Below are 14584 nucleotides of genomic sequence, written 5' to 3' on the forward strand. Positions count from 1 at the left end.
CGGTTTGCACCGGATCTCCCCGAACGCCTATAAAGAACGTCGCAAGTGTTGCCTACGAATGTGCTCTTATGCGACGTCCAAGCAAATTCCTTGCGCCTGTTCTCGCAGGCTTGATCGCCGTCACGGGTTCGACCACGACGGCCGCCGCAGCCCCCGCTCGACTCGACTCCTACTACGGCCAGCGCCTGGCCTGGGCCGGGTGCGGCAACGGTTACGAGTGCACGACCATGTCGGTGCCCCTGGACTACGCCAAGCCCAGCGGCAAGCAGGTCGGGATCAGCATGGTCCGGCTGCCCGCGACCGGCAAGAAGATCGGCTCGATCGTGCTCAACTTCGGCGGCCCCGGCGGCTCGGGCGTGGACACGCTCAAGGCGAGCAAGGACGCCGTCTCGGCGGACATCCGCGAGCGGTTCGACGTCGTGAGTTTCGATCCGCGCGGTGTCGGCGCGTCCTCGCCGGTGCGCTGTTTCGACACGCTGGATCTCGACGCGTATTTCGCGATCGACCCCACCCCGGACACCAGGACCGAGGTCAAGAAAGCGGAAAACTGGGACAAGGTTTTCGCAAACTACTGCGCCAAGAATTCCGGTGAGGAACTGCTCGCGCACGTGGGCACGGTGGATTCCGCGCGCGACATGGACGTGATGCGGGCCGCGCTGGGCGACGCGAAGCTGACGTATCTCGGGTTCTCCTACGGCACGTACCTGGGCGCCGTCTACGCGGACCTGTTCCCGAAGCGGATCCGCGCGATGGTGCTCGACGGCGCCGAGGACCCCTCGGAGAAGGCCCAGGACCTCATGGCCGACCAGGACGACGCGTTCCAGGTGGCGACGGAGTCGTTCATGAAGGACTGCTTCAAGGCCAAGGGCTGCCCGTTCCGCGAGCGCACGATCGAGGGCGCGCAGGAGCAGCTCGACGAGCTCTACGAGCAGGCCGACAAGTCGCCGCTGCGCAACGAGTACGACGGCCGGCAGGTCACCGAGGCCGTCGTGAGCGCCGCCGTGGACTACTCCATGTACGACCCCCGCTCCTGGCCGAAGCTGCGCCAGGCGCTGAAGGAGGCGTACGAGGGCGACGGCACGAAGCTGCTGCTGCTGGCAGACGAGAGCAACGGCCGCCGCCCGGACGGCCGCTACGACAACAGCTTCGAGGCGCTCATGGCGATCAACTGCGTCGACCACCCGGAGAACCCCTGCCCGAACTGGCCGGTCAAGGGCACCAGGTACCCGAAGAAGGTCCAGGCCAAGGGTTCGCCGCCGATCGTGGTGGTGGGCACGACGCGGGACCCGGCGACGCCGTACAAGCTGGCCGAGTCGCTGGCCGGGCAGCTGGACCAGGGCGTGCTGCTGACCAACGACGCCGACGGGCACACCGGGTACGGCCGCGGGTCGGCCTGCCTGGACCGCAAGGTGGACCAGTACCTGATCACGGCGGCGGCCCCGCGGGCCGGGACCTGCCGCGATCCCCATCCTCAGGCCTGACCCTCCAGGTCATTCACCAGTCCCGCACCTCACCGAGGTGTGGGACTGGTGTCTTTCGGGTCAACCCCGGCCGCGCCTGCGTGGTGAGCGTGGCGGCACCGGGAGAGATTGGGCGGACGTAGCCGGAAATTCCCACCGGCTCGCCCCATACCGCTGGGAGACCGCCCGAGGAGCCCATGGAGTCGCTGCTGATCCTGCACGCGGTGGCGGCCGCCTGCGCTCCCTGGCTCGCCACGCGCCTGGGTCGCGCCTCCTTCGCCGTGCTGGCCGTTCCTCCGGCGGCGGCGTTCTGCTACACGGGGTGGCTGGCGACGCGCGGGCTGCCCGTACGGGAGAGCACCCCGTGGGCGCTGGGCATGGAGCTGTCCTTCCGCGCCGATGCCCTGGCCGTGCTGATGATGTCGCTGGTCACCGGCGTCGGCGTGCTCGTGCTCTGCTACAGCGCCCGCTACTTCCCCGAGGGCGACGACGGGCTCGGCCGCTACGGCGGCGCGATGGTGGCCTTCGCCGGCTCGATGCTGGGCCTGGTCACCGCCGACGACCTGCTGCTGCTGTACGTCTTCTGGGAGCTGACCACGGTCTTCTCCTACCTGCTCATCGGGTACGACCCGGAGAGCCGCATGAGCAGGCAGGCGGCGATGAAGGCGCTGACGGTCACCACGTCCGGTGGCCTGGCGATGCTGGCCGGGTTCGTGCTGCTGGGCCAGGCGGCGGGCACGTACCAGATCTCGCAGCTCCGCCCGGCGGACCTCGCCCCCGCCACGGTGGTGCTGGTGCTGGCCGGGGCGCTGTCGAAGTCGGCGATCTTCCCGTTCAGCACCTGGCTGCCCGCCGCGATGGCCGCCCCCACCCCCGTGTCGGCGTACCTGCACGCGGCGGCCATGGTGAAGGCCGGCGTCTACCTGCTGGCCCGGCTGGGGCCCGCGTTCGGCGACCTGGCGCTGTGGCGGGCGGTCACGGTGCCGCTGGGCGTGGTGACGATGCTGCTGGGCGGGTGGCGGGCGTTACGGGAGACCGATCTGAAGCGGCTGCTGGCGTACGGCACGGTTGGGCAGCTCGGCTTCCTGGTGGTGCTGTTCGGCTCGGGCACCGAGGGGGCGGCGCTGGCAGGAGCCGGCATGCTGCTGGCGCACGCGCTGTTCAAGGCGGCGCTGTTCCTGGTGGTGGGCATCGTCGATCACGCGGCGGGCACCCGGGACCTGAGGGCGCTGAGCGGGCTGGGGCGGGTGATGCCCTGGGTGTGCGGGGTGGCGGTGCTGGCCGGCGCGTCGATGGCGGGGCTGCCGCCGCTGGTGGGGTTCGCCGGGAAGGAGGCGGCGCTGGAGGCGCTGCTGGACACGCCGCTCGCGCTGGCCGGGGTGGTGGCGGGCTCGGCGCTGACGGCCGCGTACACGTTGCGGTTCCTCTGGGGCGCCTTCGCGCGCAAGCCCCTGTCCGGGCCTCAGGAGGCCGTGCCCGGGTCGGGGGAGGCGCATCGGGTTCCGGCGGCCATGTTCGTGCCCGCGGCGCTGCTGTCCGTCCTGGGGCTGCTGGTGGCGCCCCTGGTCCCCTGGTACGAGGGCGCCATGTCCGCCTACACCGGCACGTTCCGCGATCCGGGCCATCACTCCCACCTGGCGGTCTGGAGCGGCTTCACGTTCCCGCTGCTGCTGTCGGCGGTGTCCCTGGCGGCGGGGGTAGTGCTGTTCCTGGCCAGGGATCCGGTGGCGCGGGCGGGGGCGGCGCTGCACGTGGTGGACTCCGGCCAGCTCTACTGGTCGCTGATCCGGCGGCTGGACCGGTTCGCCATCCAGCTCACCGGGTTCATCCAGCGCGGCTCCGTGCCCGATTACCTGATGCTGACACTCCTCGCGACGGTCGGTGTGGGGCTCTTCTCGCTCGTCTACGGGGGCGAGCCCCACCTGGACGTGCCGGTCGTCGCCTGGCAGCGGCCCGAGCAGCCGGCGATCGTCGTGCTGCTCGCGGCCGCGGCGATCCTGGCACTGTTCTCCCGCGCCTACGTGCTCCTCGCCCTGGTCGTCGGCCTGACCGGGTACGGCACGGCGCTGCTGTTCCTCGTGCACGGCTCCCCCGACCTGGCGCTGACCCAGTTCCTGGCCGAGACGCTGAGCCTGGTCATCTTCGCGCTGGTGCTGCGGCGGCTGCCGATCCAGCCGGAGAAGGGGCGGCTGGCGTTCCCGTTCCGGCTCGGGCTGGGGCTGGCGGTGGGGGTGGTGGTCACGGGGGCGGGCATGCTGGCGATGGCGGCGCGCGGCACCGAGCCGGTCGGCGCGTCCATGGACGAGGCGACGCGGGAGGCGGGCGCCCGCAACATCGTCAGCGCCATCATCCTCGACATCCGCGCCTGGGACACGCTGGGCGAGAGCGCGGTGCTGATCGTGCTGACCCTGGGCGTGACGAGCCTGGTGTTCCTGCGGCGCAGGTCGTACGCCATCGAGCGGGCCGCGAGCGGGCACCGGCCGGAGGGGCGCACGCACTGGCTGGCGGCCACGCTGCCGCGCGGGCAGCGGGCGCTGGCGTTCGAGGTGGCGGCGCGGCTGACGTTCCACACGGTGCTGGCGTTGTCGGTGTTCCTGCTGTTCATCGGGCACAGCGGGGTGGGGGGCGGGTTCGCGGGCGGCATCGTGGCCGGGCTGGCGATCACCGTGCGGTTCCTGGCGGGCGGCAGGAACGAGCTGGCGGCGGCCGTGCCGGTGCACGCGGGCGTGCTGATGGGCGTGGGCCTGACGCTGTCGGCGGGCACGGCGCTGATCGGGCTGCTGTTCGGGCGGGCGGCGCTGGAGATGCTGGACACCGACGTCGGCGTGCCACTGGTCGGGCACGTGCACCTGTCCACGGGGCTGCTGTTCGACCTGGGCGTGTACGTGTCGGTGATCGGCATGGTGCAGGACGTGCTGCGCGCGCTCGGCGCCGAGCTGGACCGGCAGATCGACGCCGAGGGGAGCACCGGGTGAACAGCGTCTCCCTGCTGCCGTTCGCCGCCTGCTGCGTGCTGATCAGCTGCGGCGTGACGCTGCTGCTCGAACGGAGCCTGGTCCGCGTGCTGACCGGCGTCATCATGCTGGGCAACGGGGTGAACCTGCTCATCGTCACCACGGGCGGCGACGCGGGCGGCCCGCCCTTCCTGGACAACCCCGGCATCGCCGACCCGCTCCCCCAGGCCATGGTGCTCACCGCGATCGTGATCACCCTGGGGGTGACGGCGTTCCTGCTGGCGCTGGTGCACCGCTCGTGGCAGCTCACGGGCAGCGACGAGGTCCAGGACGACACCGAGGACCGGCGGGTGCGGCTGCGTTCGCGGCGCGGCGAGCTGGGCGACGCCGTACGGGCCCGGCGGGACGACTACCGGCGGCTGGTCATCGAGCAGCGGGCCGAGCTGGCGAAGCTGGAGGCCGAGCAGGCCGAGCGGGAGCGGCTGGAGGAGGCGGACCTGGAGCGGCGCATCTCGCGCGTGCACGAGGAGCTGGGCCAGTGGATGCGCGAGCTGCGTTACGAGGGTCTGTCGGAGGAGACGCTGCAGGAGCGGCTGGAGGAGGCGGGGCTGCGCGAGGATCCCGGCGCCATGTCGAACCTGGAGCGGATCGAGCAGCTCCGCGAGGAGCACGAGCAGGGGCGGGAGCGGCAGGCGGCCAGGGAGAAGGCGCTGCGCAGGAAGCTCAAGGCCCGCCAGCGGGACGCGCGCAAGCAGATGCGCACGGCCATCAGGGAGGAACGTGAGCGGCAGGCCCTGGCGCAGGATCCCGAGCTGGAGGGCGACGACTCGTGACCGGACCCGCGACCGGCCTCGTGACCGGCCCGATCCTGGCGGACAGCGCGCTCAGCGGCGGTGTGCCGGAGAGCGCGTTCGCGACCGGCTCGCTGGAGAGCCTGGTGTGCGTGCCCGTGCTGCTGCCGCTGCTGGCCGCCGGGGTGAAGCTGGCCATCGGCGGGCGGCTGCGGCGCCTGCAGTCGGTCATCAGCCTGGTCACGCTCGGCATCTCGCTGGCCGTCTCGGTGGTGCTGATGATCGCGGCCGACTCGCGCGGCCCGCTGGTGACGGAGCTCGGCGGCTGGCCGTCGCCGATCGGCATCTGCCTGGTCGCCGACCGGCTCTCGACGCTGGTGCTGGTCGTGTCGTCGGCCGTGACGTTCTGCGTGATGGTGTACTCGGTCGTCAACGCCTACGACGAGCAGGAACACGACGCGCCCATGGCGATCTTCCATCCGGCGTTCCTGGTGATGGTGGCCGGGGTGGCGGACGCGTTCCTGTCGGGGGACCTGTTCAACCTGTTCGTGGCGTTCGAGCTGCTGCTGAGCGGCTCGTACGTGCTGCTCACGTTCGGCGGCACGGAGTCCAGGATCCGGGCGGGGGCCACGTACACGCTGATGGCGCTGGCCTCGTCGATGTTGTTCCTGATCGCGCTGGCCATCACGTACGGCGCCACGGGCACGCTGTCGATGGCGCAGCTCGCCGAGCGGTTCGCCACGCTGCCCGAGCAGGTGAAGCTGCTGGTGGAGCTGACGCTGCTGCTGGCGTTCGCCATCAAGGCGGCGATCTTTCCCATGTCGGCGTGGCTGCCGGACTCCTACCCCACCGCGCCGGCCCCGGCCACGGCCGTGTTCGCCGGGCTGCTCACCAAGGTCGGCGTGTACTCGATCATCCGGCTGGAGGCGCTGCTGTTCCCCGGGGGGCCGGTGTCGACGCTGCTGATGTGGGTGGCGCTGGCGACCATGCTGGCCGGGGTGCTGGGGGCGGTCGCCCAGACGGACATGAAGCGGATGCTCTCCTTCACGCTGGTCAGCCACATCGGGTACATGGTGTTCGGCGTGGCGCTGTCCACGGTGGCGGGGCTGGCGGGGGCGGTGTTCTACGTGGTGCACCACATCACCGTGCAGACCAGCCTGTTCCTGGTGACGGGGATGGTGGAGCGGCGCACCGGCACGACGTCGGTGACCAGGCTTGGCGGGCTGATGAGGGCGTCGCCGCTGATCGCCGTGCTGTTCTTCGTCCCGGCCATGAACCTGTCGGGCATCCCGCCGATGTCGGGCTTCCTGGGCAAGCTGATGCTGGTGCAGGCGGGGCTGGCGGCCGGGGGGTGGCTGCCGGTCACGCTGGTGGCGGCGGGGCTGGTGACGAGCCTGCTCACGCTGTACGCGGTTGCCAAGACCTGGGGGAAGGCGTTCTGGCGGGCGCCGCGGCCGGCCCGGGTGGGCGAGGTGGTGGAGAGCGAGGAGCACACCGGCGAGGACCCCACCGTGACCACCACCACCCTGCCGGTGGCGCTGCCGGTGTCGGTGGCGGCGCTGGTCGCGCTCGGGTTGTCGTTCACGGTGCTGGCCGGGCCGCTGTCGGCGCTGGCGCAGCGGGCGGCGGCGGAGCTGATGGCGCGCGAGCCGTACATCTCGGCGGTGCTGGAGAGGCGGCCATGACGGCGGGAAGGCGACTGTGATCCGGGACGTGCTGGCGCCGCGGCTGCTGGGGCGGCGGGTACCGCTGCCGCTGGTGGCCTGGCTGGCTGTGGTGTGGGTGACGTTGTGGGGCGACCTGACGGTGGGGAACGTGCTGGGCGGGCTGGCGACCGGGCTGGCCGTGACGTGGCTGCTGCCGCTGCCCATCCTCGATCCGGGCATCAGGGTGCGCCCGGTGGCGCTGGCCGGGCTCCTGCTCTGGTTCGCCGCGAACATGGTGACCGCCACGGCGCGGGTGGTGTTCTGGGTGGCGCATCCGGGGGCGCCGCCGACGCGGATCGTCCGGGCGCCGCTGCGCACGTCGTCCGAGGCCATGATCGTGCTGACCATGATCGCGCTGTCCACGGTGCCGGGGACGCTGGTCGTGGAGAAGTACCGCGGGGAGCTCGTCGTGCACGTCCTGGGCCTGACCGGGGACGTCACCGGGGCGGTCCTGGCGGACGTGGCCGCTCTGGAGGAGCGCATCGTGCGGGCGTTCGGGACCCTGCGGGACCGGGAGGAGCTGGGATGACGGCGGTGTATCTGGCGACGGTGGCCCTGCTGTGGTGCGGGGCGGCGGCCTCGCTCTACCGGCTGGTGCGCGGCCCCTCGATGCTGGACAGGGCCGTGGCCCTGGACGTGTTCACGGCGCTGTCGATGTGCGGCGCCGGGGCGTTCGCCGTGGCCAGGGACGACTACTCGGACCTGCCGATCCTGCTGGTGCTGTCGCTGCTGGGGTTCGTCGGGTCGGTGTCGCTGGCCCGCTTCTTCTCGGGGAGGTCGCGGTGAACGTCGCGGCGGCCGTCTGCCTGCTGCTCGGGTCGGCGCTGGCGCTGTCGGCCGGGGTCGGGCTGATGCGCTTCCGCACCACGCTGGACCGCATGCACGCCGGCACGAAACCCCAGGTGCTCGGCGTGCTGCTGGTGCTGCTGGCCATGTGGCTGCACCGGCCCACCTGGGCGTACGCGGGGCCGCTGCTGCTGGTGGGGATCTCCCAGGTGATCACCGTGTCGGTCGCGGCGTACATGGTGGCGCGGGCGGCCTACACGCGTCAGTCCTCCGACGACGACACCGAGTTCCCCTCGGCGGACGACCGGTCCGAGGACTGACCGTTGCGGGTCAGGCCCGGCTGGGCGAACCACGTCCACAGGGCCAGCGCGGCCAGCACGCCCGCGGTGATCCAGGCCAGCGTCGCCTGGAACAGGTAGTCGATGACGAACATCGTGGACGTGGTCATCGACACGGCCAGGGCGAGGGCGCCGAAGATGCCGTACAGGTTCGAGCGGCGTACCAGCGTCTCCTTGCGCCCCTGCCGGAACAGCACGCGGTGCTGCGCCGTCGGCGCGATGTAGCAGATGGACGCGATCGCCGCGCTCACCAGCGCCGCGTAGTACAGCCACCGGTCCGCCTGGTCCAGCCGGGAGAACCCGGAGGAGAACGGCACCGTGAGCAGGAACGCGAACAGCACCTGCACCCCGGTGACCGCCACGCGCGCGCCCTGCAGCAGCTCGACGAAGTTGCGATCCGCCCGCTCCTGCTCCGACTCGTTGCGCTGCCCCGCCATCTCGCTTGTCACGCCGCCTCCCGCTTCGGACGAGAGACTTCTTCTTCCATGCAAAGCCCGGCTAAAACCTCGCGGTGAGGACCTTCGCCGGGGTGATGGGAAGATCGCGGAAGCGGTGCCCGGTCGCGTGGAAGACGGCGTTGCCGATGGCGGCGGCGGTGCCGACGATGCCGATCTCGCCGATGCCCTTGCTGCCCATCGGGTTGAGCTCGCCGTCCTGCTCGTCCAGCCAGTACGCCTCCACGTGCTGGGCGTCGGCGCAGGCCGGCACGTGGTACTGGGCCAGGTCCCGGTGGAGGAACCCGCCGAACTCCTCGTCGGTGAGCGTCTCCTCCATCAGCGCCATGCCCATGCCCATCGTCATCCCGCCGAGGAACTGGGACCTGGCCAGCTTGGCGTCCATGATGTGCCCGGCGGCGAAGACGCCCAGCAGCCGCGACACGCGTACCTCGCCGGTCACCGCGCTGACCCGCACCTCGGCGAACTGGGCGCCGAAGGCGTGCCTGGCCAGCTCGGAGTCCGCCTTGACCTCGTCGGTGGTGTCGGCGCGGCCCTCCTTGCCGTCGCGCAGCAGCTCCTCGCAGGCGCGTACGACGGCCGAGCCCCACGACGCGGTGCCCATGGAGCCGCCGGCCACCGGCGCCTCCGGCAGGTCGCTGTCACCGAGCTCCACGTGCACCCGCTCAGGGTCGAGGCCGAGCGTGCCCGCCGCGATCTTCCTGAGCACCGTACGGGCGCCGGTGCCGATGTCGGCGGCGGCCACCTGGACGAGGACGTCGCCGCCGTTCTGCATCGTGGCCACGGCCTTGCACGGCGACCGCCTGGCCGGGTACGTCGACGACGCCACGCCGGTGCCGACCAGCCACTCCCCCTCGCGCCTGACGCCCGGCTCCGGGTCGCGGTGCTCCCAGCCGAAGCGGTGGGCGCCCTCGCGCAGGCAGCCCACCAGGTTGCGGGAGCTGAACGGCAGGCCGCTGTCCGGCTCGGTCTCCGGGTCGTTGCGGACGCGCAGCTCGACCGGGTCCAGGCCGGCGGCGTAGGCCAGCTCGTCCATCGCGGACTCCAGCGCGTACATGCCGGGGCACTCCCCGGGCGCGCGCATCCACGACGGGGTGGCCACGTCCAGCCGGACCAGCCGGTGCCCGGTGCGCAGCGCGGGCGCGCCGTACATGACGCGGGCCGGGACCGTCGTCTGCTCGGCGAACTCGACCAGCGTGGAGCTCTGCTCGTACGCGACGTGCTCCAGCGCCGTGAGCCGGCCCTCGGCGTCCACGCCGATCCGCAGCCGCTGGATCGTGGGCGTGCGGTAGCCGGTGACGTCGAACATCTGCTGCCGGGTCAGCGCGATCTTGACCGGGCGGCCCACCATGCGGGCGGCCAGCGCGGCCAGGATCGCCTGCGGCCTGGTCGTGCCCTTCGAGCCGAACCCGCCGCCGACGTGCCTGGACACCACGCGCACCTGGTCCTCCGGCAGGCCGAGCGTCCCGGCGATGAGGGCGCGGCTGCCGGTGGTGCCCTGGGCGGTGTCGTACACCAGCAGCCGGCCCTCGGTGTCCCACAGGGCCAGCGCCGCGTGCGGCTCCATCGGGTTGTTGTGCAGGACGGGCGTCTCGTACGTGACGTCCACGGCGGCCGCGGCGGCCGTCAGCCCCGCCTCCACGTCGCCCTTCTCGGTGTCGGACGGGAAGTTCGGGTTGACCACCTCGGGCTGGTAGAGGCCGGGATGGTCGCTGCTCAGGCTCACGTCGTGGTCGTCGGCGTCGTAGTCGACGCGGACGTGCGCGGCGGCCTCGCGGGCGATCTCGTGGGTCTCGGCCACGACGGCGGCGACGATCTGGCCCCGGTAGGCCACCTCGCGGCTCTGGAACAGGGCCAGCTCGGGATCGGCGTCCTCGGCCAGGCGCGGCGCGGCCTCGCAGGACAGCACGGCCAGCACGCCCGGCAGCTCCAGCGCGGACGTGGCGTCCACGCGCTTGACGCGGCCCTTGGCGATCTGCGCCTGCACGACGTAGGCGTAGGCGACGTTCTCGACCGGGTACTCGGCGGCGTACGTGGCCAGCCCCGTGACCTTGACCCGGCCCTCGGTACGGTTCACGGTGCGAGCTCCTCAAGCGTGGCGACGATCAGGTTGCGGGCCAGCGGCACCTTGAAGGCGTTGCGCGGCAGCGGGCGGGCCTGCTCCAGCTCGGCCTCGGCCGCCTGGAGGAACGCCTCGCCGGTCGCCGGGCCGCCGATCAGGGCCCGCTCGGCGCGCTCCGCCCGCCAGGGCGCGTGGGCCACGCCGCCGAGCGCGAGGCGGCAGCCGGCCACACTTCCGTCCCGGACGTCGAGCACGGCCGCGATGGACGCCAGGGCGAACGCGAACGAGGCCCGCTCGCGTACCTTGCGGTAGAGCGAGGCGCCGGGCGGCGCGGGCGGCAGCTCGATGGAGGTGATCAGGTCGCCGGGCGAGAGCACGGTGTCGCGCTCGGGCTCCTCGCCGGGCAGGCGGTGCAGGCCCGGCATGGGGATGATGCGGTCGCCGCCGGGGCCGGTGACGTGCACCTGGGCGTCCAGCGCGGCCAGGGCCACGGCCATGTCGGAGGGGTGGGTGGCCACGCAGGCGTCGGACGTGCCGAGGATGGCCAGGTTGGCGTGGTCGCCGGCGATGGCCGGGCAGCCGGAGCCGGGGCGGCGCTTGTTGCAGGGCCTGGTGACGTCCTGGAAGTAGGTGCAGCGGGTGCGTTGCAACAGGTTCCCCGCGACGGTGGCGACGTTGCGCACCTGACCGGACGCGCCGGTCAGCACCGCGCGCGCCAGCATCGGGTAGCGGCTGCGGATCAGCGGGTGGGCGGCCAGGTCGGTGTTGCGCACGGTGGCGCCGATGCGGACGCGGTCGCCGACGGGCTCGATGGTGTCGAGCGGCAGGCGGCTGACGTCCACCAGGCGTTCCGGCTCCGCCACGCCGAGCCGCATGAGGTCCACGAGGTTGGTGCCGCCGCCCAGGTACATGGTGCCGGGGCCGAAGTCCCGTACGGCCTCGGCGGTGCTGCCGGCGCGGGCGTAGTCGAAGGGTTTCACCTGGCCACCTCGCCGATCGCGCTGACGATGTTGACGTACGCGCCGCACCGGCACAGGTTGCCGCTCATGCGCTCGCTGATCTCCTCGTCCGTCAGGTCCGGGTCCACGAGGATGTCGTCGGTGACGGCGCTGGGGCCCGGCTCGCCGAGCATGCCGGCGGCCGAGCAGAGCTGGCCGGGCGTGCAGTAGCCGCACTGGAAGGCGTCGTGCTCCATGAACGCGCTCTGCAGCGGGTGCAGCCGCTCGCCCGCCGCCAGCCCCTCGACGGTGGTGATCTCCGAGCCGTCCACGGCCACCGCCAGGGCCAGGCAGGCGTTGGCCCGCCGCCCGTCGATCAGGACCGTGCAGGCACCGCACTGGCCGTGGTCGCAGCCCTTCTTGGCGCCGATGAGGCCGAGGCGTTCGCGGAGCAGGTCGAGCAGGGACATCCTCGGGTCCACGTCCACCGTGCGCGGCACGCCGTTCACCTGCAGGGTGATATCCATTTCGCACGACTACCCGAGCTCTCGGAGAGGCAACCCCCGAGCGCGGTAAAGGCCGCCCGTCCGTTTTGCCGGAATGCCGAAGGGTAGCCGGGCGGCATGGACGAGCAGGTGGTGGAGCCGGCGGCGATACTCACCGTCAACGCGGGGTCGTCGAGCCTGCGCCTCGACCTCGTACAGGGGGGCAGCGTGCTGGACAGCGCGCACTCGGAGCGCGCCGTCGACCCCGGCTCGGCCAGGGAGGAGCTGTCGGCGTTCCTGGGCGGCCACTTCGACCGCGACGTCAGGGCGGTCGCGCACCGGCTGGTGCACGGCGGCGACGTCGTGCGCTCGCCCGCGGTGGCCGACGACGAGACGGCCGAGGCGCTGCGCGGGCTCGCGGACCTGGCACCGCTGCACCTGCCGCCCGCGCTGGCCCTGCTGGAGGCGGCCCGCGAGCTGCTTCCCGCCGTGCCGCACGTGCTCTGCCCCGACACGGCCTTCCACGCGGGCCTGCCGGACGAGGCCGCCGTGTACGCGCTGCCGCCCGAGTGGCGCGACCGCTACGGCCTGCGCCGCTACGGCTTCCACGGCCTGTCGTACGCCTGGGCCGCGGACCGGGCCTGCGAGCTGCTCGGCCGGCCGCCGGGCGAGCTGGACCTGGTGCTGGCGCACCTGGGCGGCGGCTGTTCGGTGGCGGCGGTGTCGGGCGGGCGCAGCCTGGACACCTCGATGGGCTTCACGCCGCTGGACGGGCTGCCCATGAGCAAGCGCTCGGGCGGCGTGGATCCCGGGATGCTGCTGTGGCTGCTCGGGCGGGGGCGGCTGACGCTGAAGGAGCTGGCCGAGGGGCTGGAGCGCCGTTCGGGGCTGCTGGGGCTGTCCGGGGGCCGGTCCGGGGACACGCGGGACCTGGTGGCGGCCGAGCGGGACGGCGACGAGGCGGCCGGGCTGGCGCTGCGCGTGTTCGCGCACCGGGCGGCGCGGGAGATCGCCGCCGCGGCCACCTCGCTGCGGCGCGTGGACGCGCTGGTGTTCACCGGGGAGATCGGCTGGGACCAGCCCGAGGTGCGCGAGGCCGTCTGCCGGCGCCTGGGGCTGCTCGGGGTCGAGCCACCGGTCACGGGCAACCGCCACGACGACGGGGCCGTCAGCGCGGAGGGCGCCGCCGTACCGGTGCTGGTGGTCCAGGTACGCGAGGAGCTGCAGCTCGCCCGCGAATGCCTGGCGATGCTGGCCGAGGAGGAAACATGACGAACCACCGCCTCCTAGCGCTCGCCGAGGAGGAGCGATGACGAACCTGGATGAGGTGCGCCGCTCGGCGCTGCCGCTCGCCGCTCCCGACGACCTCGGCCCGCTGCTCGAACGCGTCGGCGAGGCCAGATTCGTGCTGATCGGCGAAGCCAGCCACGGCACCCACGACTTCTACACGTGGCGGGCCGAGCTGACCCGCAGGCTGATCGCCGACAAGGGCTTCGGCTTCGTCGCCGTCGAGGGCGACTGGCCCGACTGCGAGCGGATCGACCGCGCCGTCACCACCGGCGCCGATCCGTACGACGCCCTGTACGGCTTCGAGCGCTGGCCCACGTTCATGTGGGCCAACGAGGAGGTCGTCGCCTTCTGCCGCTGGCTGCGCGACTGGAACGCGAGCCGCCCGCCCGGCGAGCGCTGCGGCTTCCACGGCCTGGACGTCTACAGCCTCCGGGACTCCCTGCGCGCCATCCGCCGCTACGCCGCCGCCCACCTGCCCCAGCAGATGGACACGGTGATGGAGGCCCTGTACTGCTTCGAGTCCTACGGCCACGACCCGCAGCAGTACGGCCTGGCCACTCGCCTGGTCCCCGACAGCTGCGAGGACGAGGTGGTGAACCTGCTGGCCACGCTGGGCGACGGCGAGCTCGGGGTGCGGCAGAACGCCGAGGTCGTGGCGGGCGCGGAGCGCTACTACCGGGCCATGGTCCAAGGCGGCCCCGACTCCTGGAACATCAGGGACGTGCACATGGCCGACACCCTGGACCGGCTGGCCGAGCACCACCAGGCGAAGGGCGTGGTCTGGGCGCACAACACGCACATCGGCGACGCCCGCGCCACCGACATGGCCGCCGCCGGGATGACGAACCTCGGGCAGCTCGCCCGCGAGCGGCACCGCGAGGACGTGGTGCTCGTCGGGTTCGGCACGCACCGCGGCACCGTGGTGGCCGGCGACCGGTGGGGCGGGCGGCACCACGTCATGCGGGTGCCGCCGGCGCGGCCCGCCTCGCTGGAGGCGTTCCTGCACGAGGCGCTGCCCGGGCGGGACGCGCTGTTCCTCATGCCGCCGCCCGGCCTGCGGGCCGACTGGTACGACGAGCCGATGGCGCACCGGGCGATCGGCGTGGTGTACCACCCGGAGCGGGAGCGCTGGGGCAACTACGTGCCCACGGTCGCGGGCCGCCGCTACGACGCCTTCCTCTGGCTGGACGAGACCAGGGCCGTGCACCCGCTGCACGGCGAGCCGTGGGGCGACAGGGAGCCGGAGACGTACCCGACGGCCATGTGAACCGGCCGCCGCCACGTCAGACGGCGCCTGCGGGACGGCACCTGCGGGACGG

At 72.7% G+C, this 14584-nt stretch carries 13 protein-coding genes; 9 read left to right on the forward strand and 4 right to left on the reverse strand.

Features of this window, described 5'->3' with window-relative positions; genetic code table 11:
- Positions 1-110: 110 nt before the first annotated feature.
- The 7 genes from HD593_RS34875 to mnhG all read left to right on the forward strand — a co-directional run bounded on the left by HD593_RS34875 (position 111) and on the right by mnhG (position 8017).
- Positions 111-1481 carry an alpha/beta hydrolase gene (locus tag HD593_RS34875; protein ID WP_185106188.1) on the forward strand — a complete coding sequence of 457 codons (1371 nt, stop codon included), beginning with the start codon at positions 111-113 and terminating at the stop codon, positions 1479-1481.
- Positions 1482-1657: 176 nt separating this feature from the next.
- The gene (locus HD593_RS34880) at positions 1658-4435 is read left to right on the forward strand and encodes a Na+/H+ antiporter subunit A (RefSeq protein WP_185106189.1); all 2778 of its coding nucleotides are present in this window, start codon (positions 1658-1660) and stop codon (positions 4433-4435) included.
- Positions 4432-5247: a Na(+)/H(+) antiporter subunit C gene (locus HD593_RS34885; protein WP_185106190.1), complete on the forward strand. Its 816-nt coding sequence runs from the start codon at positions 4432-4434 to the stop codon at positions 5245-5247. The genes HD593_RS34880 and HD593_RS34885 overlap by 4 nt, the downstream gene beginning before the upstream one ends.
- 62 nt (positions 5248-5309) lie before the next feature.
- Positions 5310-6890 carry a Na+/H+ antiporter subunit D gene (locus tag HD593_RS34890; RefSeq protein ID WP_379478843.1) on the forward strand — a complete coding sequence of 527 codons (1581 nt, stop codon included), beginning with the start codon at positions 5310-5312 and terminating at the stop codon, positions 6888-6890.
- A gap of 16 nt (positions 6891-6906) precedes the next feature.
- Entirely contained in the window at positions 6907-7440 is a 534-nt protein-coding gene (locus HD593_RS34895) for a Na+/H+ antiporter subunit E (protein WP_185106191.1), read from the forward strand.
- The gene (locus HD593_RS34900) at positions 7437-7697 is read left to right on the forward strand and encodes an MrpF/PhaF family protein (protein ID WP_185106192.1); all 261 of its coding nucleotides are present in this window, start codon (positions 7437-7439) and stop codon (positions 7695-7697) included. Before HD593_RS34895 ends, HD593_RS34900 begins: the two co-directional genes overlap by 4 nt.
- Complete coding sequence (gene mnhG, locus HD593_RS34905) at positions 7694-8017, forward strand: monovalent cation/H(+) antiporter subunit G (RefSeq protein WP_185106193.1); 324 nt, start codon at positions 7694-7696, stop codon at positions 8015-8017. The genes HD593_RS34900 and mnhG overlap by 4 nt, the downstream gene beginning before the upstream one ends.
- Here the strand turns inward: mnhG and HD593_RS34910 are convergent.
- From HD593_RS34910 to HD593_RS34925, 4 genes are read right to left on the reverse strand one after another with little or no spacing between them, the layout of a single operon-like run.
- Positions 7960-8484, reverse strand: a complete 525-nt coding sequence (locus HD593_RS34910) for a DUF6328 family protein (protein WP_312903928.1) — start codon at positions 8482-8484, stop codon at positions 7960-7962. The genes mnhG and HD593_RS34910 overlap by 58 nt on opposite strands.
- 49 nt (positions 8485-8533) lie before the next feature.
- Positions 8534-10567 carry a xanthine dehydrogenase family protein molybdopterin-binding subunit gene (locus HD593_RS34915; protein WP_185106194.1) on the reverse strand — a complete coding sequence of 678 codons (2034 nt, stop codon included), beginning with the start codon at positions 10565-10567 and terminating at the stop codon, positions 8534-8536.
- Positions 10564-11532 carry an FAD binding domain-containing protein gene (locus tag HD593_RS34920; RefSeq protein ID WP_185106195.1) on the reverse strand — a complete coding sequence of 323 codons (969 nt, stop codon included), beginning with the start codon at positions 11530-11532 and terminating at the stop codon, positions 10564-10566. Before HD593_RS34920 ends, HD593_RS34915 begins: the two co-directional genes overlap by 4 nt.
- Positions 11529-12017, reverse strand: a complete 489-nt coding sequence (locus HD593_RS34925) for a (2Fe-2S)-binding protein (protein ID WP_185106196.1) — start codon at positions 12015-12017, stop codon at positions 11529-11531. The genes HD593_RS34920 and HD593_RS34925 overlap by 4 nt, the downstream gene beginning before the upstream one ends.
- A 96-nt stretch (positions 12018-12113) precedes the next feature.
- Here HD593_RS34925 and HD593_RS34930 point away from each other — a divergent pair, with 96 nt between their 5' ends.
- A complete protein-coding gene (locus HD593_RS34930) occupies positions 12114-13247 on the forward strand; it encodes an acetate/propionate family kinase (RefSeq protein ID WP_185106197.1) in 1134 nt (377 codons plus the stop codon).
- A 37-nt stretch (positions 13248-13284) separates the two neighbouring features.
- On the forward strand, positions 13285-14532 hold the full coding sequence (locus HD593_RS34935; RefSeq protein ID WP_185106198.1) for an erythromycin esterase family protein: 1248 nt from the start codon (positions 13285-13287) through the stop codon (positions 14530-14532).
- The last annotated feature ends 52 nt before the right edge of the window (positions 14533-14584 follow it).

Source organism: Nonomuraea rubra, from assembly GCF_014207985.1.
GTDB classification, from domain to species: Bacteria; Actinomycetota; Actinomycetes; order Streptosporangiales; family Streptosporangiaceae; genus Nonomuraea; species Nonomuraea rubra.